A 19801-nucleotide genomic window follows, 5' to 3' on the forward strand; every position below is an offset into this window, starting at 1 on the left:
CATCCTCCTGAAAAGGGAATCTATTAGCGGGCTTGCGCCGAGCCGGGAATGAACTTGTTAGCGAGACCTTCAAGAGTGTCGGTGCCGGCATATCCTGCCGCCATCAGCCCGATGAGCACCTCCTTGCTCAATGTGAGTTTCATTGTCGGCTCTGACATGAAAAAAGCAGTCAGCGCGCCGGCAAGAAAGCCGATGAACAAGCTGGTGTAGAACCGGCTTGCGCTGAAGGAGGCGGAAAATAGTGACCCGTTGTCTCCAGTGGAATCCTTGAGCTTTTTCAAGCCGATTGCAGAGCGCAGGCCCTGACCCAGCATTCCCATGAGCCCTCCGGCCAACAAGACGGTGGTAACGAGATCTGTTGCTTCTATGGCCACGACAATTGTCTCCTCTATGTCTGACACCTGTTTCGTTCCCTTGCATGTCCAACCCAGGTGAGAATGTGCTCACTTTTGGCGGTGGCGACCGTGGGACCGCGTCTGGATCCTCTCCGCACGTCAATCTGCCAATTCTGACGCCCACCCGGGCGCGCCAGTTTTAAAACGTGATTTTCAGTCCGGTCGAAAATTGGGTGCCGGTGTTGAAATTCGGCTCGCCGGAACCGTGCTCCACCGTAAAGTCCCACAGGGTTTTCCTGCCCCCGCTCGATTTCGACAGTTCCAGTTCGGAGCTGATGCCGACCGAATAATAAAATTCGTTATCTATGAAATTGTACCAGCCGGTTGCGTGTGGCGTGTTGGTAAGCGTGGTGTCAAACGCGCCGAGTGGGACAGGGAGCTCAAACCTGTAACTCGCGACCGTCTTGATACGTCCAAGAGCACTGTCAGGCTTTTCGGAACTCTCGTCTTTGGCCCCGCCAGACCGGGTTTTCCCGACGGCGTCGAACTTGTATCCGCCTTGCAGAAAAACGCCGAGCTTTGCGTCCACGCCAAGCTGAAAGTTAGGGATGCCGCCATTTAGGTCAAAGGGCACATAGCCAACTTCGGCAAGACCGGAAACCGTGTCGAAGTATCGTGTGGTCTCGACCCCCAGTGAAATGGGAAAGACGTGTACCGGTTTAGAAAGATTGGGGATCGGCGTCGATGAACTGGTAATCGGCAGGCCCTGGCTGGCGGGGCTGTCCAGGTCGAAGAGCATGAAGTTGCCGGTGATTTTTCCGACAATGCTTTCAAATGTATCGCTGCTGCCGGTTTTGATCTTCACGTCAGGCGCAAGATCAAAGAGCCATCCGTGCTCCCTGCCAATATTGCATTTCCCCGATTTGATTTTGCCCGGAGAGCAATTCGTCAAAAAGACGTCCTTGGGGTTTTTAAAAAGATCGATGAGGACGCCGACCGCGGCTTTCTCAGCTTCTGTAATTACCGTGTCTACGGCAACATCCAAGTTCAGTCCATTTTCGGAAAGAACGGACTTCGTTTCCTTCGATTCTGCCTGTGCCTGTTCTTGAGCATGACAAGGCCCGGAAACAATAGTTATGAAAACGGCGCCGGCAAGAATAGCAAGCATGTGCTTTTTGCAGGTCATGACAATATCACCTGATCTGAATAAACCATGGGAACGCACCTCTGACGCGGTGTGGTGCGTTAAATGATTTTAGAAGCTAGAGTGCCAATCGAGAGATCCAGCCAATTTGATGGCCACTTCTTGTCGTCATGACCGTTAACGTTTAGCGCGTATCTCACGGCGGACTTGTAAAGCCGGCGTGGTGTGGCCGTTGCGATACCCCCGACGGGCAAAATATTCTTGTGAATCGTGTCTGCTGAAATGTCTTTGTATGTATCATTCGGTGGATCCGAGATGGCGGCAGCGTAATGTCGCATTATAATCTTCAGATCATCTAGTGTATACATAATATTTTCTCCATATTATATGGATTTACAGTGATTGCCTTCTTCGTGAAGACTTCGAGATGCGATGCGAAGCAGCACTCAAACACGTTCCCATCCAGGAAATGCCTCGTTGGCTGACACAAACGACCTCCGAATTGAAGTAACCGACCACAATTCAACTTTCGGGAATGTGGGAATTCCCACACAACTCCGTTGTTTCCGAGTTTTGCGAAGAACCGGTCTGTGTTTTTCGTCAAATTTCACGCAGGACGCATGCAGTGCGCGGGGGCGGGGCAGGAACAGAAATCCGTGAAACAATAGGAAAGGAGTTGGCCGAATGTGGCAATTGCCACTGAACCTAACTTTGTTTTCTGCCAGTCTTTTGAGGCATTACTTGTTCAATGTCCTGAATAGACTGGAGTTTGTTATGAAAAATCTGTTTCTGTCATTTGCTCTGCTTGGGTCGATTGCTCTTCTGAGCACCGATGTCGCCGGCGACGACAACATCAATCTCAATGACCTGAAGCCTCAATTTAACAGTAATGATGGCCCGGACTACACGAAGCCGGCGCCGAAAATCGAAACCGACTACCAGCGGTTCGAGAAAAAAGTGAAAAAACTTCGTGAGTCCGACGGATTTGGCCTCAGCTATGACAGCGAGAACAAGGCTCCCGTCATCATCTACAAGGACTCGTTCAACTGATCCCGGTGCCATTCGCCATAGGCAGCTTTTGTTGGTGAGCCGGGGCGCAGGTCGCAGTCTCCGAGGCCCCTGGATCAAGTGCCACAACAGGAACCATGGCCGCATTGAAGGAATTTCACGCTACGCCACGAAGATTTAACAGTGGCGTAGCTTGGTTTGACGCAATTTTTTGGAGTGTGTCATGAGACAAGCATTTATGTCTTCGCTTTCCATTTTCATTTTTCTCGGATTTTCCACATTCGCGTCCGCCGACGGTCCTCCCGAAAGCCGGATCTCGGTACCGGTTGCGATCAGCCTGGCAGATCTCTCTGGTTACGCAAACGGACGCCTGCCGGGAACCCTGCACCACGCCGAATATGGCCGCACTTGTGTGGAACCGGAAAGGGCGTGCACCAAGGTGCCGGAGTTTCACGGTTTCAGGGTCACGATGAAAAACCGTTGTATTGAAGTCTCGCCGCGGATCGACTGTACGATCTCCGAGTTGGTCCGGCGCGAAGGTCCGATGCGCATTTCCGGGTCCGGCGGGCAACTCGTGCTTCGTCAGGACATCTTCGGATCAGGCACGGTCAGGGGCCGGGGCGACATCGGCAGACACATCCGCCAGACCGTGCGGGCAAAGGCGGAGCTGACTATTTCGGCCAGTCCGCGCATTGCGCCTGACTGGACGCCGGATATGCCGGTCGATATTTCCTACCGGTGGCTGGATCGTCCGGAGTTCCGGCTGTTCAATCTGTTTCCGATCACCCTCGGCAGCACACTGGGGCCATCGCTTGACCGGGCAATCAATGACTTCAGGACCGGTGGATTGAATGAAGTGCTGGGCCGGGTTCACCTGAAATCGGAAGCGGAAAAGCTTTGGTTGGCTCTTCAGGTTCCGCATCGGCTGGACGTGCCGGGTGGCGATCCGCTCTACCTGCATCTCAGGCCGCTTGCCATCGGGCTTGACGGTCCGACCTTCGACAGCAACACGCTCAGCGCACGCCTCGACCTGGCGATGACGGCGCAGGTGTCCGATAATGAGACAGGGCCGCAAACCACGTCTCTTCCCAATCTGACCCCCATGGAAGATGCTGGCGTGGTGTTGAAGGTTCCCGTGCGCGTCGGGACGCGAACACTGAATAGGATCGCCGGAAAACAGCTTCCCAGGACGGTTCGCCTTGGGGAGGAAGACAGCATGAGCGTCACCATCTACCAGGCTGATATTGGCGTTGACGGCGACCGGCTGTCCCTCGAGATGGTTGTCGATGTGACCGGCGGGCCGCTTTCGCTGAAACGCAAAGCGATCCGTGTGACGACGAGGCCGGTCCTGTTTCGTGACAGCCAAAGCCTCCGGTTTGCCGACATCGATCTCGATGCGGTTGAGGGGGGACTGTCCGGAGTGGCGACATCTGCGATGCTCGGAACTGTCGAATTGTTCCTGGAAGACACATACACCGTCTCGCTGAATGAGGAGATCGCGGCGTTGGAAAAGGCGGTTAACTCTGCCATGAACCGCGAGCTGACCCCCGAATTTTCCCTTGCCGGCAAGGGGCATCTTGAAGTCGAGGATCTGCTTCTTCTGCCTCAAGCTTCCGCTCTTCAGGTGACCTTCTCTTCCACGGGCGACATTCGTGTCGTCGGTTTCAATCCAATGAGGTGAACCTATGGCCGGCAATCAGGGGCCGCAGGACGGGAGCCGCGCGCCGTGCGGGGGTGTCCAGCACATGGCTCTTACCAATGTTCCTCCAGGGGATGGAACAACGACCGAAAACGGCGCGCCGGGCTTGCCGGCAGCGGTGCAAAGGGCTGAAGAGCAAGCCGAGAGCCAGGGACATGCCTGGTCGATTTTGCTCGCCGCCATCTTGTTTCTTTTGGGCGAGAAATCCCTGATCCTCGCCCAGTTCGGCTTGCGCATCTATGACGGTGAAGCTTCCAAGGATTCCGCTGCATTTGAAATTGCGCTCGCGGGTTTGGCTATCGGCACCGCCGCGGTCGTTTTTCTATCTGTAATGTATCGCGACGTCGCCAAGAAAGACGCAGTCGCCATCGTCTCCGGTTTGGTGATCGCGACCCTGGCCGCGCTCATCAATATTGGTGAGGCAGTCTGGATCAAACCTCTCACGTCGAATCCTCAAATAGTGTATCAGGCCCTGTTTTTCTTTGCACTTTGGCTTCTGTTGCTGCCGCTGCCCTATTTTACCAGCGTGATTGTCAACGGCACCCCGGACGGTCGGCCGATCAAACTGCTTGCGACAATTACCTTGGCGCTCGTCTTTGCGGCGGTCGCCGGTGCAGTTTTCCGGTTTTTTTCCGGCCTGCTGTTGTTTGAAGCTTTTCCGAATCCCGCGGCGGAACACAGGGAGGCTGCATTTGATCGTCTGCAATTCGAACCGGACATGCTCATCATGCTGGGAAGTACGTGGATCGCCGCAACCTTTCTACCCCGCTGCGGTCTTCTGTTTCGGCTCGCATATGCTGCCCTTGCACCGATCTGCGGCTACGGATACGGAGCACTCCTGACAAACACTGGCTTCGACGGCAATCTTGCCTATGCGGTTCTTTCAGCTGCAGCTCTCTTGCCTTGCCTTTTACTTTGGCCGTCGACCGGCTGGCCGACTCAAAAACGGCTGTTCTTTATCGTCACGCTGACGGGTGCAGGATGCGCTGTGTCGATGTATTTCGGTTTTGCACGCCCCCAGAACTTAAGCGGCTTTGAGCAAATAACGCTGTCTCTGCTCCAGGGACTTGCCGGTGTTCTGTTGGTGGTCTGCGCGATTGTGGCGTTCAATTTTTCCGGGAAATATCTCAAATGGCAACCTTTTCTCAAAAGAACGGCTCGTGAGTCTCAATCGAAAAACGGTGGCAACCCAAAGATGGCAGCACAATCTTGACCGGGAAACCTGGGAAACTCAGGACATCGAAGGATACTTCGCGAAAGGCGTAGCCGGTTTGCAGGTCGCAGCTTTTCTGAGCCAAATTGTAACGATGTACACCTGAGATCAAGTTTATCTAGGCACTGATCAAGGAGCGTCTTTTCGACAGAAATGGGCAAGTATACGTTCCACATGTAACCCCATGCGAATGGCTATTTTCGCTGCCTCGAGCGCCAGGACCAACCAGTCCGCTCACGTTCCCAGTCCGGTAATACCAGTCTCGGTGGTTTCACGCTCCCGCAACCAATAAAAAACCCGGCCTTGTGCCGGGTTTTTTGTTGCGCAACGGGGGCGAGGATTTTGGCCTGGCAGGGCCCCGAAAGGAGGGCAAAGCCCAACGCACAAGGGCGGTTCTCGGCAGGTCCCTGATCAAACGACCAGGTCAATACCCAGATGGTCCGCGGTCCAGGTCCCCGGCAAGAAGCTGCGGACAGACCCGTCATGCGTCACCAACTCCAGTTCTACCGGTCCGTCAAAACCGTCATTCTTGTCCAGCGTGACAAGGGCTTGAGGGTTGGTATCGTCGAAGTTTTTCAGATCGTAGAGCATCCACGCGTCATCACCTTCGATCCACTTCAGGTTTGCCTGATAGTTCACGTTTCCGTCCACATAGGCCGACTTCTGGATCTGGATCGTATCACTGCCGTAATTGAAGTCGGTGATGGTCGTCGTTCCGCCATTCAGGACAAAGGTGTTGGAACCGCCGGTCCCCGACCAGGTGTTGTTTCCGCCGGTCGAGACAAAGGTGTTGTCCTCGTCGTTGCCGATGATGGTGTCGTCATAGATCGAGCCGATGATGTTTTCGACATTCCAGAGGAAGTCCGCGTGATAGCCGGCCAGGTCCTGGGTGACCGTAAAGTGCATTCCGTGGTCCTTGTTGTCGGGGTCGATGGTCAGGTCGGTCATGTCGACATAAATGCCGCCGAGCGCGTATTCGTAGGTGACGGTGTCTTCGCCCGTGCCTCCGAAAACCAGGTTATGGCCAGTGCCTGTCGCAAAGAGGTTGTTGCCGCCAAAGCCATAGAACTTGGCGCCGCCGCCGGTGCCTGCGTTGATGGAATTTCCGGTGACGTCGAATCCGAAGAGAATGTCGTTCAGCTGGGATCCCATGTAGCTGCCGGTGCTGGAATCCCCGAACATGTAGTTCCCGGTCCAGGCGCCTGCGAACATGTATTTTCCCGCACCGATGTCGTCCGAGAAAGATCCGAGCGTGTCGATGTCCGAAGCATTGACGCTGAAATGGTTGACGTCCTGGCCGCCCCCCAAGGTCAGCCCGTCTGCGTCCATGAACAAAACGCTTGATAGCATCGATTCTCCGAAGGCTTTCTTTTCGGCCGCGCTCAGGGACCCAGAGGTTCCGAAGATTTCCTCGGCCGAGGCGAAGTCGATAAAGGCGAGCACATCCATCGTGTTGTAGTCATAGATCGTCAGGTCGTGTCCGTTCGCCTCCGTTCTGATAGCCAGGTTGTTGCTGCCTTCCGAATTCATCGGGAACAGCAGCCGGTCCGTCAGCGGGTTGAAGTTCGTGATTTCGGTTGCCTCGAACACGGAGTAGTCGGTGGTTTGGACGACCTCGGAAGGCGTTCCGCCGACAAGGGCGCTGATCAGGTCCTTTCCAGCCGTGAGCACCATGCCCCAAAGCGGATTGGCCGCGCCGAGGGCTTGCGAGGCCCAGCCGGCAAAGTCGCCGCCGACATCGATGCCGGTATCGGTGACAAGACCCATCTGCCACTCCGACATCGACGACGTCACGGTGGTTTTCGACGGCGGGATGTTGCCGATCACGACCGTGTCGTTGCCGGAACCTAGCACGATCTTGTTGGCATCCGAGGTGCCGTCGAGATTGTTCTGGTTGACAACGACCCAGTTGTCGCCGTTGCCGAGCACAACGGTGTTGCTGCCTTTGCCGGTGAGAATGAAATCGTTGCCGGTCCCGCCGAAGATCGTCGATCCGCCGTCACCGCCATCGATGCGGTTGTCGCCGCCGACGCCGTAGATGATGTTGTTGCCGCCGACGCCGAAGATCTTGTCGTTGCCTTCACCTCCGATCAGGATATCGGAATGCCCGCCGCCGGTGATCTTGTTTCCGAAGTCGCCTCCCTTGAAGATGTTCTGAAACCCATAAGTCTTGGAGGTCAGGTGGGTCTCGCCTTGCCAGTAGGTATCGGAGGCCCCGGTATATGTGACGTGGCCGCTCGCGTTGCTTGCGTCGATCGCAGTGTAGATATGATGATTGGTGTAATGATGGCTGCCGCTGCCCCACCACTCGTTGTAATACACCGTGTGTTTTCCTTCGAGCGCATCGATTTTCAGGTCATCCGCACCCGTTACGAGCACGCCATCGGAAATGAGTTTCATCTTGTCGTAGAAACCGCCGGCAGCGTAATGCCACTTTGTTTCGGTCAATACCTCGCCAAACGGCCGGGCCTCGAAGTCACCGCCTTCACCGTACTGGCTCAGGGTCGGACCGCCGTCGAGGTTGTAGGTCGCCAGATCCGTCAGGCCGAGGCCCTCCAGGACGCTCCACTGGTTGGTGGAATAGAAGCTGTCCCCGCTGCTTATCGCGGTGGTGGACATCAGCACGGTCGTGGTTTCCGGTGAGGTGACCTCTGTGTTCGTCTGCCGCATCTGCCCGAAGGTGTCCTCACCAACCTGATTGGACGCGAAGGCCGGCTCGAGCGGCAGCGGCTGGACCGGGGTCAAGCCGTCATCTTCCGGGACTGCGGTAAAGGAGAGTGATCCCGCAGTGCCCGGAGAGTTGTCCGAGCGGGTCGTGCCCCTGCCATAGTCTCCGAAAACCACGGCATCGACCTGATTGGACGCGATGACCGGCCCCAGCGGCAGCGGCTGGCCCGGGGTCAAGCCGTCATCTTCCGGGACCGCGGCAAAAGAGAGTGATCCCGCAGTGCCCGGAGAGTTGTCCGAACGGGTCGTGCCTCTGCCATAGTCCCCGGAAACCACGGTACTCATCTGCTGAAAGGTGACCTGCTCTTCGTCATCGGTCAGATCATGGTCCGGGTAGATGGGCTGATGCAGCTCAACTGGCGGCGTGTCTTCCTCTCCGCTCTCGAAGGCCGGACCAAGTGGCAGTATCCCGACTGCCTCGAAGGAATTTTTCTGCTCGTCGGGCAGAATGTCGTTGGCGGAATAAGTCATTTCGGCATTCCTTTTTACGGCTGGTTCTGATTGCATTTCTCTGCTCCTGACACCGCGCCAGGGAGTGGTTGAAATTTAGGTTTCGGAGTGCCGCTTCTCAAATTAACAACTGTCCATACAGTGTTACAAAGTTTGACAAAATTGGATTTCAAAGCACGAAAAAAGGCACGTGCGGAGTGGTCCGCGCGCGCCTTGATTCAGGATCGGAAAAAGTCAGCCGACGGTTCTGTGACAACACCGGCTCCAGCGGCAAATATTCGCCGCCGGACATTTTTCAAACACCTCCTCTCAGGTCAAACGATGAGATCCTGCGTGAGGCTTTCATAGCTCGCGTTTTCCGCGGCGCCAGCGCCTGTGATCCCATCGTGGCCGCCCAGATCCAGCCCGGAGGTGCTGTCTAAGCCTTCGTTGGCTTCCGCCTGTCCGTCAGCCTGGCTGATGCCACCCTCAAGCCACCACTGATCGTCCGTGCCGGCAGCTGCCATCGTGTGCACGGCAATCGTATCGTTGCCGAAGGCGGAACCATTTTCCACTGTGCCGCAATGCCAGTCCGGCATGACCGGTTGCACCGGTGTGGGCTCACCGTCGCCCGGATAGATCGGCTGAACGGCGATCGGCCCCTCATTGCCGGGATAAATCGGCTGTACCGGCGTCAGGTCGTTTTCAACCGGCTGTGTGGAATGATCGTTGCCGTAGTCGTCACCGGAATAGATCGGCTGCACCGGGGTCAGGTCGCTGCCTTCACCTGGCCAGTACGGCTTCGGTTCGGGATTGATCTGGTCGACCGGCTGTGTGGAATGATCGTTGCCATAGTCGTCACCGGAATGGATCGGCTGCACCGGTGTCAGGTCGCTGCCTTCAGCTGGCCAGTACGGCTTCGGTTCGGGATTGATCTGGTCGACCGGCTGTGTGGAATGATCGTTGCCATAGTCGTCACCGGAATGGATCGGCTGCACCGGTGTCAGGTCGCTGCCTTCAGCTGGCCAGTACGGCTTCGGTTCGGGATTGATCTGGTCGACCGGTTGTGTGGAATGGTCGTTGCCGTAGTCATTACCCGGGTAGATCGGTTGTACAGGGGTAAAGTCATTCAGCAGCGGCTGGACTGCCTCGACGGAATTTTCCTGCGCGTTGCGCTGAATTTCGTTTGCGTTGATGGTCATTTCGGCATTCCTTTTCATGGCTGTTTCTGGTCGTAAGTCTCTGCCCCAGCAGCGTGCTTGGGATGACCAGAATCTAAGTTTTGGAAGGCCGTTTCTCAAATTAACAACTGTCCATACAGTGTTACAAAGTTTGACAAAATTCGGATTTCCGAAATGAAACAAGCGCGCACGGATCGCTCCATGCACGCTTGTTTTCCGGGCCGGAAATGCCTTGCCGGCTGATCTGCAAAAGAGCACCCGGCCAGTAGACTTGTCGGAGACTGGCCGGGTGCCTTTCGAGGGAGCTGAAAATCAGCTTCAGGTTTCGCGGAACGTCTTGCGCAGCTGCTTTGTCAACGGGTCGAGCAGGTACTCCGCCATCGTGCGTTCACCCGTCTGGATGAAGACCTCGGACGGCATGCCGGGCTGCAGTGTCAGGTCCCGGCCGGAGAGCAGGTCGGCGGCGCTGTCATCCAGGTCGACCCGTACTTCGTAGAAGCTCATTCCAGTTGCCTGGTCCATCTTGAGATCGGCGGAGAGGAACGAGACTGTCCCTTCCAGGCGCGGGACCACCTTCTGGTCAAAGGCACCGATCACCAGCGAGGCAGGGTTGCCTTTCGCGACCTTGTTGATGTCCTGCGGCATGACGGCCGCCGAGACAACCAGCTTGTCGGCTTCAGGAACGATCCGCATCAGCGTCTCGCCGGGCTGGATGACCCCTCCCACAGTGTGGATGGCCAATTCATGGACAAATCCGTCGGCCGGGGCACGTACGTCGACCCGCGAAAGCATCAGGTCCGATGTTGCCCGCCGTTCCTTGAGCTGGGCGATTTCCGGCACGATCGCGGAAATCTCGTTCGTCACCTGCTCCTGGAAGCTTTTTTCCAGCTGTAGGATGGCCAGCCGCGTCTCACTGATCTTGCCGCGGGTCACTGCGATTTGCGACGTGAGCGATCCGACCGAGCCGTTCAGGCCGGAGCGTTCGCGCTTGAGGGCTGTTATCCGCGTTTCGGGTGTCAGCCCCTTCTCGAACAGCACTTCCAGGCCTTTCAGCTCGTGCTCGATGAAGTCGATTTGCTCGTTTGCCGAGGCTCGCTGCGTTTCAAGCCCGGAGATTTCCTGCTGGTACTGCGTGATCTGTTCCTCGTAGGCGGCCACCTGGCCTTCCAGTGAGGTGCGCCGTGTTTCCATGACAGCCTGCTGGGAAGCGGTTGCGTCCGCCACCTTGGTTTCACCCGGCCTGGAGTCGAGTTCGCGGGACGGAGCCAGATTGTCCAGACCCTGCCGCTCCGCATGGAGCCGCGCGAGACGGGCTTCAAGGGCAACGAGCTGGTCGTCCACGAGCACTCTGTTGGCTTTCAGAAGCTTGTCGTCAAGGGTCAGGACAACATCGCCCGCCTGGACCCGGTCGCCATTCTGGACCCTTATGTCGGCGACGATGCCGCCGTCGGGATGCTGGACCGCCTTGAGATCGGTGGCAACGACCACCTTTCCCTGAGTGACGACCGCGCCGGAGAGTTTGGCGCTGACCGCCCACCCACCGAAGCCAAAGACCAGAAGAGCACAGGTGCTCAACCCGAAGATGGCAGCCTTGCGGGAACGGTCGACGAAAGCGGTCTCGGAGATATTCTTGTTCGCGTTGCCAGTCATTTCATTATCCTTTCGAATTGATCCGGTTTGTCTTCCTGCCGGTTACCCGGCGGTTGCGGCTGTTGCGGTCGAGGCTGACTGTTGCAGGGGCTGCTGGAAGCCTCCGCGCACAACCCTGATGCCTTGGGCCACAGTTTGGGGAGCTCCTGCTGCCTGCGGAACGGCTGCTCCGTTGGAGACCAGAGCGCTGGGGTCCGGTGCCACAGGGGCGGGACCGGCCGGCTGTGCGCTTGCCTGGTTGCGATGGTTCAGTCGCTGCATGACCTCGTCGCGGGGACCGAAATCGGCAGCTTCTCCGGCATTCATCACCAGCACCTTGTCGACCGCGCTCAGGACGCTCGGGCGATGGGCAATCACGACAACGATCGCACCACGCTCCCTGGCCGAGAGAACGGCCTTGTTGAGAGCAGCCTCACCGGCGGCGTCCAGGTTCGAGTTCGGCTCGTCCAGGACGACCAGGAACGGGTTGCCGTAGAGGGCCCGCGCCAGGGCGATCCTCTGTCGCTGCCCGCCGGACAGGGCCGCGCCGCGTTCTCCGACGCTTGCGGCGTATCCGTCCGGCCGGTTGGCGATCAGTTCGTGAACACCGGCAGCTTTTGCAGCTGCAATCACGTCTTCGTCCTTGGCGTCCGGATCGAAGCGGGCGATGTTCTCGGCAACAGTCCCGTCGAACAGTTCAACGTCCTGGGGCAGAAAGCCGACCTGGCGGCCGAGGTCTTCGGGCTTGAACTGGTCCATGGGGACACCGTCGAGACGCACGCCTCCCCGGGCAGCGGGCCATGCCGAAACCAGAACCCTGGCGAGCGTGGACTTGCCGCAACCGGTCGGGCCGATGACCGCGAGGGCTTCGCCGGCGGACAGGTCGAAGCTGACGCTTTTCACTGTCGGTGCGCTGGCGCCCGGGGGTACGATCCCGAGGCTTTCGACGGAGAGGCTCTTCTCGGCTGCCGGCAAGTCCAGTTGCTTCGCCTTCGGCTGGACCGACAGGGTCTCCTTCAGGTTCTTCCAGGAACGTTGGGCGCTGACGATGGCCCTCCAGCTTCCGACCATGGTTTCGATCGGTTGCAGACCGCGCGAAATGATGACCGAGGCCGCAACCATCGCACCGGGAGAAACCTCCTGATGGATTGCGAGGTAGGCGGCGACAGCCAGGATCGTCGACTGCAGGGCAAGGCGAAACACCTTGGTGAGGCTGGACGACAGGCCGACGGTAAAGGCCGCCCGGGCGCTGGTTCCAAGGAATTGGTCGTTGACCCGTTCCCAGACGCCGGTCATGTGGCCCCGCATGCCCATTGCGCGGACAAGCTCCGAATTGCGGCGGCTTGCCTCGGCAAGCCGTGCGCGGCGTCCGGCATGTTCGGCCTGGGCGGCCGTCGCTCGCCGAACCAGGAAGTCCGTCACCAGCGCAACCGCAACCAGGACGACCGCACCGGCGATGCCGACGATGCCGAGCCAGAAGTGCAACGCGAAGACCAGACCCATGTAGACGGGCATCCAGGGCAGGTCGAACAGCGCTGCGGCCCCTTGGCTAGACAGGAAACTGCGGATCTGCTCGACATCGCGGATCGCGCTGCTGTTCAGGGGCGCGCGACCGGGGACAGGCGCCGCCAGAACACTGGAGAACGCCTCGCCCGCCAGTCTCTGTTCGAAGCGGTGGCCAATGGAAACCAGAACGCGAGTGCGAACGGCATCAATGATGCCCATGAAGAAATAGAGGCCGGCGGCCAGGACAGCCAGGGCGACAAGGGTGTCGACGCTCTGGCTGGCCAGCACACGGTCGTAAACCTGCAGCATGAACAGGGGACCGGTCAGCATCAGCAGATTGATGACGCCGCTGAAGACGCCGACTGCGACGAGATTGCTCCTCATCGCGCGCCGGGTGGCAGTCAATTGCGGATTTCCATGCATTTGCGTTTTCATGACGTGCTCCAGATGTTGGGTAGGTGGTGCAAATCTGGAGACGCTCTGAGGTCATGCAAGTCGAGCAGGCTCAAAATCGCCTGTTTGTCAAACTTTGTTTCAAATCAATACTGATATCTACTGAAAACCGGTAAGAATATCCGTGTGCCTCCCCGCGTCTCTGTGAATGTGCAAGAAGTAACCTCGCCTGCTGTTCGTGTCTCTTCCGTCCGGTTTCGTCCATGGGGGAATGCGTTCATGAGGATGCGGTGTGTGGTAGGCTGCAGTGGATTTCATTCGGTCTGACTTCAAGGGTTGCCGGTTTGATTAAGCGATGGACGGAACTGACACTGAGGGCTCAGGTCACGATCGTGGTTCTTGCCGGACTGGTGTTGCTGCAGGTCGTTTCGGTTTGGATCGACGTGGTGCAGATCCGGGAGGATCACATCGAACTTCTTGAAAACCGGGGGGACAGTTTTCTGAGCGAGGTCCTGCCGGTCCTTGCCCATACACCTGTAGCTTCGCGCGCCGAGCTTCTGGAACGCTTTTCAAGTGCGGAACGTTTCGTGGATCTCAGCACCGTGAACGGAGCTGAGACGCTCAAGCGCGGTGAACAACATGCGCCGATCGGCGACTGGATCCGCAGCCAGCTTACCCCTGACTTTCCGAAAGTCGCCCAAATAGCGGTCACGGACCGGCAGATCGATTTGACGAAAAACACAACCGGGTTCGCGCGGGATTTGCCCGCTCTTCGGGCGATCCAGAGGCAGCTCGCATTCGACGTTCCTTCCCGGAAACGCTGGACGCTCGGTGTCTACGCGGTCCGCCTTGAAGGCGAAAGCAACTGGATCAACTTCTATGTCCTGATGGCACCTGAAAATTTCTGGCCGGTTCTGCTCGCGCGTTCCGTGGACAGCCTCGTCGGGATCGGTCTGATGGTTGTGCTTGCGTTTCTGGTCGGGCACGTCATGGCGCCTCTCGGCAAGCTCACGGCCAATTCCGAGCGGCTGGGCCGGGGAGAGGAGACAGGTGCGCTGGAGCCGGAGGGAAGCGTCGACGTGCGTGAGGCGATCCTGGCCTTCAACCGTATGGAAACGCGTATTGTCCATTCGCTCAGCTACCAGGTTGCCCTTCTCAGGAGCCTGGGACATGACCTGTCCGGACCGCTTCAGCGGTTGAGGGACGCCACCGGGGATGTGGCGCCCGAGGAAACCCGGGAGCGCATCGACAAGCGGTTGTCCGCGGTGGATGCCATCGTTCAGTCGGTCGCAAGCTTCGCGCGCGAAACACGCCGGGATGCCGATACATCCAGGGTCGACATCGCCTCGATGCTGGAAGCGCTGGTCGAGGAGCAGGCAGAGACCGGTCGCAGCGCGGAGATTTCAATCGAGGCGGAACCGGTTGTGCGTGGCCGGTACAACGCCCTGACACGGGCCTTTCGCAATCTCGTTGAAAACGCAATCAAATACGGCAACGCGGTGCGCGTGACCGTTGCCAGCGAAGGTGGCATGGCCGTTGTCCACGTAGACGACGAGGGACCGGGAATTGCTGCTGAAGAGCTTGAGGCCGCCTTCGAACCCTTTCAGCGGCTCGGTGCGAGCGGACCCGGTTCCGGCCTGGGACTGTCCATCGTCCAGACCATCATCATCGATCACGGGGGCACCGTGGAGCTCTCCAACCTTGAAGGCGGCGGCCTCAGGGCGAGCGTGCGGCTGCCGCTGGAGACCAGGTAATGTTCCTGTGAACTTCAGCCGGGGTGAAAGACGTATCCCTGACCCCAGACCGTCTGCACGTGGGTCGGGTTACCCGGGTCGGGCTCGATCTTGGTGCGCAAGCGCCGGATCAGCGCGTCGACGGCGCGGTCGCCGGCACCGCCATGCTGACGGACGCGCGCGATCGCCAGAAGATCCTCGCGACTGCATTGTACACCGGGATTGGACAGAAAATACCGCAGGACCTGCGTTTCGCTCGAGGTCAGAGTGATGATCCGCCCGTCGGCGTTTTTGAGATGCCGTTCGCCTTCGGTCAATTCCCAGTCGCCAAAGCGCGTCAGACGCGCCTGCGACGTGTGTCCGCCTTTCCGCCGCCGGCAGAGCGCCCGCACACGCGCCAGGAGTTCCAGCTCGATGAATGGCTTGATGATGTAGTCGTCGGCTCCGATCTCCAAAAGCGCGATACGCTCCGCGTCGTCGCTGATCGAACTGACCATGATGATACCGGCATCGTTCTTCGCCGCGATTTCCCGGCAGAGCACCTTTCCGCTCGTCCCCGGCATGACCATGTCGACCAGAAAGCAGTCATAATCGGTCTCGGCGATCATGCGGCGCGCGGTTGGGACGTCCGGCGCGTGATCGATCCGGTAACCTTTTTCGGTGAGAAACGCACACGTCTTTTCGGCAAGCGCTGGGTCGTCATCGACCATCAGGATATGCGCGCCGGTTTCGGCCTTGTCACCGTCCATGTCGGTCATGAGACCCTCTCAAGCAGATCTGCCAACCAGAAGAGGCTATGGTCCAATAACGCCCGCACCGCGTTCGTTCTGTCAAGGCGGAGCCAGGATGGCGTGGCGCATTAAACGGGTTTGAAACGTTGGCCGGTATGCTTTTAGAGATTCTTGCCATCAAAGATGCGGGATCGCGGCCCGTGCACTCAGGCCGTCCTCGGTCAGGCGGCGGTGACGAAGAGCACGTCGATGTCCTGCCGGACTTCGCCGCAGATGTCCGTCGACAGGCCGTCGCCGACAGCCAGCACGGTTTCCGTTGAAACCTTCTCGCTGCTCAGGTCCTGAACCCGGCCGATCGCTGGACCGGGTAAGCGCCGCGCCTGATGATGGTTGGAAATATCTTGTCGCTGCTGACGGAGAACAACCAAAGCAATATTACGGTAGCGGCTGCCCTCCGTTGATTATCTCAGGCCTCCCGGGTTTGCCCGTCGCGCTACTCGCGAGGAGATATGGGCAATGCAGTCGATGCCGCCGCCACCATACGATGAGGTTCGTCGAATTGGATTGAATTGCGCTGTGTCAGATCAAGTTGGATCTGCTAGCGGAGGAGGGACTTGAACACCCGACACGCGGATTATGAATCCGCCAGTCGATCAGCTGAGAAACACAAGTCTCGGTGGTTTCACGCTCCCAAAACCAAATCAACAAAAAGCCCGCAAGGTGAAAACCGGCGGGCTTTTTGACGTTCTGACCAAAATCACCCCCCCCAAAAAAAAACCACTGACATCAGCCCTGACTCCCAAAAGTCAGGGCTGTTCTTGTCCGGCGGCACGAATCCAAGCAAACCGAAGGAAGCCGGGCCAGGTCGCATTGCCCAGACGGGACTTCGTCCGTGTCGCCGGTCATGTCTCCGGCTGAAGGAAATCGAAATCACATCCCTTTGTCGCGGGCAGTACACTGTCGCGATAGAGTTTGCGGTATCCTCGGGTCCAGGTGCCGGAGGTTTCGGCCCTTTCGGCCTTTCTCCTGTCCAATTCTTCGGCACCGACCAGAAGGTCTATCGACTTGGCGGATGCCGAGAGCCGAATCCGGTCGCCGTCCCGTACAAGGGCCAGGGGACCGGCAAGGTCGGCTTCAGGGGTCACGTGCAGAACGATTGTCCCGAAAGCGGTGCCGGACATACGGGCATCGGATATCCGGACCATGTCCTTTACGCCTTGGCGGGCCAGTTTCTTCGGAATGGGCAGGTATCCGGCTTCGGGCATGCCGGAGGGACTGCGCGGGCCTGCATTTTGAAGAACCAGAACATCCTCCGCCGTGACATCGAGATCAGGATCGTCGATCCGGTTTGACAGATCTTCCAGCGAGCTGAAGACCACCGCCCTGCCTTCGTGTTCGAGCAGTTCCGGCGTGGCCGCAGCCCGTTTCAGGATCGCGCCATCGGGTGCCAGGGACCCCTTCAGCGCGATGAGCCCTCCTTCCGGAAAAACGGGATCCCGGGCAGAGCGGATAACGGCATGGTCGATCGGGTCGGCGAGCGGGGCGGACAGCCTTTCAGACAGGCTCCGGCCGGTCACGTCGATCGGGCTCTTGTCGAGCTGCGGCTCCAGGCCGCGCAAAACGCCCTCAAGCGCGCCGGCGGCGTTGAAGTCTTCCATGTAACCGGACCCGACCGGCTTCAGGTCGACAAGAACGGGGGTTTCATCCGACAGCTCGTTGAACCGGTCGTAGTCGATCTCGATTCCCAGGCGGCCGGCAATGGCGGCAAGGTGAATGACGGCATTCGTGGATCCGGAGACGGCCAGCAGCACGCGCAGGGCATTTTCCACCGAGGCGGGCGTGATCAGCTTGTCGGGCGCAGGTCCGTCTTCGACCGCCATCCTGGCCGCCAGGACGCCGCTTTCCTCCGATGCCCGCAGCCGGTCGGCATGCACCGCGGGAATGGCCGCGGAGCCGGGCAGGGCAAGGCCAAGGGTTTCTGCGATCAACGCCATGGTCGAAGCGGTTCCCATGACTGCACACGTGCCGGCCGTCACGGCCAGGCGGCCTTCGATCTGGCCGATTTCCTGATCGTCGACTTTGCCCGCGCGATACTGTCCCCAGAAGCGCCTGCAATCCGTGCAGGCGCCGAGCCGTTCTCCCCTGTGCCGGCCTGTCATCATGGGGCCGGCCACGAGCATCACCGCGGGTTTGCCCGCCGATGCGGCGCCCATCAGAAGGGCGGGGACCGTCTTGTCGCATCCGCCCATCAGAACCACGGAATCCATCGGCTGCGCCCGGATCATTTCTTCGACGGCCATGGCCATGAGATTCCGGTAGACAAGCGAAGTCGGATTGAGGAAGACCTCGCCGAGCGAGATGACCGGAAAGGGGACGGGCAGGCCGCCCTCCGCGAGGACACCCCGTTTCACCGCTTCCAGCATTTCCGGGAAATGGCGATGGCAGTTGTTGAAGCCGCTTTCCGTGTAGCAGATGCCGACGACGGGCCTGTCGAGCATCTTGCCCGTGTAGCCCATCGACTTTGCGAACGAGCGGCGCAGGTAACGCGCAAATTCCGGGTCGCCATAGTTTGTCAGTCCACCGGATATTCCCTTCGCTCCCTTAGGCAGGTCAGACATTCATCGAGCCCTTCAAAAGTTTGTGCCTTGTGTATTTCGGGACAAGGTAGTCAAGAATTCCCAGGCTGCCGCCTTCCCGTCCGAAACCGCTTTCCTTTATGCCGCCAAAGGGCGCCTCGGCCGTTGCCAGCAGGGTTTCGTTGATGCCGACCATGCCCGCTTCAAGTGCGTCCGACGTTCTTTCAGCAAGATCGCTGTCCCTGGTGAAGACATAGGAGGCAAGTCCGAACCGGGTTGCGTTTGCCCGCTCGATGACCTCGTCGAATGTGTCGAAGGCCGTCAGGGGGGCAACGGGCGCGAAGGGTTCCTCCCGCATGATCCGGGCGCTGTCGGGCACATTTCCCAGAACGGTCGGTTGCAGGAAATGTCCGGTGTTGTGTTCAGGGCTCCGGTGTCCCCCGGTCAGCAGTTCCGCTCCCTGAGCCGTGGCGTCCTCGATGAGAGACAGTGCCGCTTCCAGCCCGCGAGCCCGGATCATCGGTCCCGTGGTGACGCTCTCGTCGAGCCCGTCGCCGACCTTCAGGCCCCGGGCAACCTCGCAGAAAGCGTCCGTGAAAGGGGCGTAGATCTCGCGATGAATATAGAAACGGGTCGGCGAAATGCAGACCTGTCCGCAATTGCGGAACTTGGTGGTGGCGAGCTTCTGGGCCGTCTGGACCGGATCACTGTCCGGATAGACGATGACCGGTGCGTGGCCACCCAGCTCCATGCTGACTTTCTTGATCCCTTCGGCAGCCAGCCGAAGGACTTCCCGGCCGACCGCGACCGATCCGGTGAGGGACACCTTTTTGATTGCAGGAGATGCAATCAGCTTGCCGACCATGGGAACAGCGGCCCCGCTGAGGATCGACAGGGTGCCCGCGGGCAGGCCGGACTTTATCAGCGCTTCCCCGATGGCAAAGCAGGATCCGGGCGCTTCGGAGGCGGGACGCGCAATGACCGGGTTGCCTGCTGCAAGCGCAGCGGCGATCTTGCGTGCAGGCAGGAGCATCGGAAAGTTCCAGGCCGACAGCGCCAGACAGGGGCCGACCGGCTGATAGGCGACCGTCAGGCGTTCGTCCGGGTTTCGTCCGGGGATGGTCTGGCCGTAGATGCGCTTTGCCTCCTCGCCATACCATTCGAACTGGTCCGCGCTGGCGTTCACCTCGGCCCGGGCTTCCGCAAGCGGCTTGCCGGTTTCCCTGGACATGATACGGGCATAGGGGGCAACGTTCTCCCGCAGGTGCTCCGCCGTTCGCCGTAACAGGGCCGCCCGTTCCCAGGCCGGAACCCGTGCCCAGGCCGGAGCAGCCTGCGCACAGGCAGCCAGGGCCGCGTCGATATCCGCCTGGCCGGCCGCCGGGATGCGGCCGATTTCCGTTTCGCTGACCGGGCTTTCGACACAAAGGGTGGAACCGTCGGCCGCGCTTCGCCATTTGCCTTCGATCAGAAGGCCGAATTTTTCGTACATCTTGT

At 59.0% G+C, this 19801-nt stretch carries 14 protein-coding genes; 4 read left to right on the forward strand and 10 right to left on the reverse strand.

The features are described from left to right. Positions 1-23 precede the first annotated feature (23 nt). Both O6760_RS10555 and O6760_RS10560 read right to left on the reverse strand, forming a co-directional pair. Positions 24-374 (reverse strand): hypothetical protein, encoded by a 351-nt coding sequence (locus tag O6760_RS10555; protein ID WP_269585329.1) that lies wholly within the window; start codon positions 372-374, stop codon positions 24-26. 160 nt (positions 375-534) lie between these two features. Next, entirely contained in the window at positions 535-1521 is a 987-nt protein-coding gene (locus O6760_RS10560; protein ID WP_269585330.1) for a hypothetical protein, read from the reverse strand. A 732-nt stretch (positions 1522-2253) separates the two neighbouring features. On the opposite strand from O6760_RS10560, the gene O6760_RS10565 reads away from it, so the two are divergent. From O6760_RS10565 to O6760_RS10575, 3 genes are all read left to right on the forward strand, one after another. Continuing rightward, on the forward strand, positions 2254-2529 hold the full coding sequence (locus O6760_RS10565; RefSeq protein WP_269585331.1) for a hypothetical protein: 276 nt from the start codon (positions 2254-2256) through the stop codon (positions 2527-2529). A 181-nt stretch (positions 2530-2710) separates the two neighbouring features. After that, entirely contained in the window at positions 2711-4168 is a 1458-nt protein-coding gene (locus O6760_RS10570) for a DUF4403 family protein (RefSeq protein WP_269585332.1), read from the forward strand. A 64-nt stretch (positions 4169-4232) separates the two neighbouring features. After that, a complete protein-coding gene (locus O6760_RS10575; RefSeq protein WP_269585333.1) occupies positions 4233-5399 on the forward strand; it encodes a hypothetical protein in 1167 nt (388 codons plus the stop codon). 411 nt (positions 5400-5810) lie between these two features. On the opposite strand, the gene O6760_RS10580 is transcribed toward O6760_RS10575, so the two are convergent. The 4 genes from O6760_RS10580 to O6760_RS10595 form a co-directional block, all read right to left on the reverse strand. Beyond that, positions 5811-8597: a calcium-binding protein gene (locus O6760_RS10580; RefSeq protein WP_269585334.1), complete on the reverse strand. Its 2787-nt coding sequence runs from the start codon at positions 8595-8597 to the stop codon at positions 5811-5813. A gap of 293 nt (positions 8598-8890) precedes the next feature. Continuing rightward, positions 8891-9757: a hypothetical protein gene (locus tag O6760_RS10585; RefSeq protein ID WP_269585335.1), complete on the reverse strand. Its 867-nt coding sequence runs from the start codon at positions 9755-9757 to the stop codon at positions 8891-8893. A 297-nt stretch (positions 9758-10054) separates the two neighbouring features. After that, complete coding sequence (locus O6760_RS10590) at positions 10055-11311, reverse strand: HlyD family type I secretion periplasmic adaptor subunit (RefSeq protein WP_442969922.1); 1257 nt, start codon at positions 11309-11311, stop codon at positions 10055-10057. Positions 11312-11428: 117 nt separating this feature from the next. Beyond that, complete coding sequence (locus O6760_RS10595) at positions 11429-13306, reverse strand: type I secretion system permease/ATPase (RefSeq protein WP_269585337.1); 1878 nt, start codon at positions 13304-13306, stop codon at positions 11429-11431. Positions 13307-13608: 302 nt separating this feature from the next. Between O6760_RS10595 and O6760_RS10600 the strand changes: the two genes are divergently transcribed. Then, entirely contained in the window at positions 13609-15018 is a 1410-nt protein-coding gene (locus tag O6760_RS10600) for an ATP-binding protein (protein ID WP_269585338.1), read from the forward strand. Positions 15019-15032: 14 nt separating this feature from the next. Here O6760_RS10600 and O6760_RS10605 read toward each other — a convergent pair whose 3' ends face one another. From O6760_RS10605 to O6760_RS10620, 4 genes are all read right to left on the reverse strand, one after another. Further along, positions 15033-15755, reverse strand: a complete 723-nt coding sequence (locus O6760_RS10605; RefSeq protein ID WP_269585339.1) for a response regulator — start codon at positions 15753-15755, stop codon at positions 15033-15035. A 194-nt stretch (positions 15756-15949) separates the two neighbouring features. After that, positions 15950-16156 carry a hypothetical protein gene (locus tag O6760_RS10610; protein WP_269585340.1) on the reverse strand — a complete coding sequence of 69 codons (207 nt, stop codon included), beginning with the start codon at positions 16154-16156 and terminating at the stop codon, positions 15950-15952. Between the two features lie 474 nt (positions 16157-16630). Continuing rightward, a complete protein-coding gene (locus O6760_RS10615; protein WP_269585341.1) occupies positions 16631-18346 on the reverse strand; it encodes a dihydroxy-acid dehydratase in 1716 nt (571 codons plus the stop codon). Continuing rightward, positions 18339-19796 carry an NAD-dependent succinate-semialdehyde dehydrogenase gene (locus tag O6760_RS10620; protein WP_269585342.1) on the reverse strand — a complete coding sequence of 486 codons (1458 nt, stop codon included), beginning with the start codon at positions 19794-19796 and terminating at the stop codon, positions 18339-18341. The genes O6760_RS10615 and O6760_RS10620 overlap by 8 nt, the downstream gene beginning before the upstream one ends. Positions 19797-19801: the final 5 nt, after the last annotated feature.

The organism is Roseibium sp. Sym1 (assembly GCF_027359675.1).
Lineage (GTDB): Bacteria > Pseudomonadota > Alphaproteobacteria > Rhizobiales > Stappiaceae > Roseibium.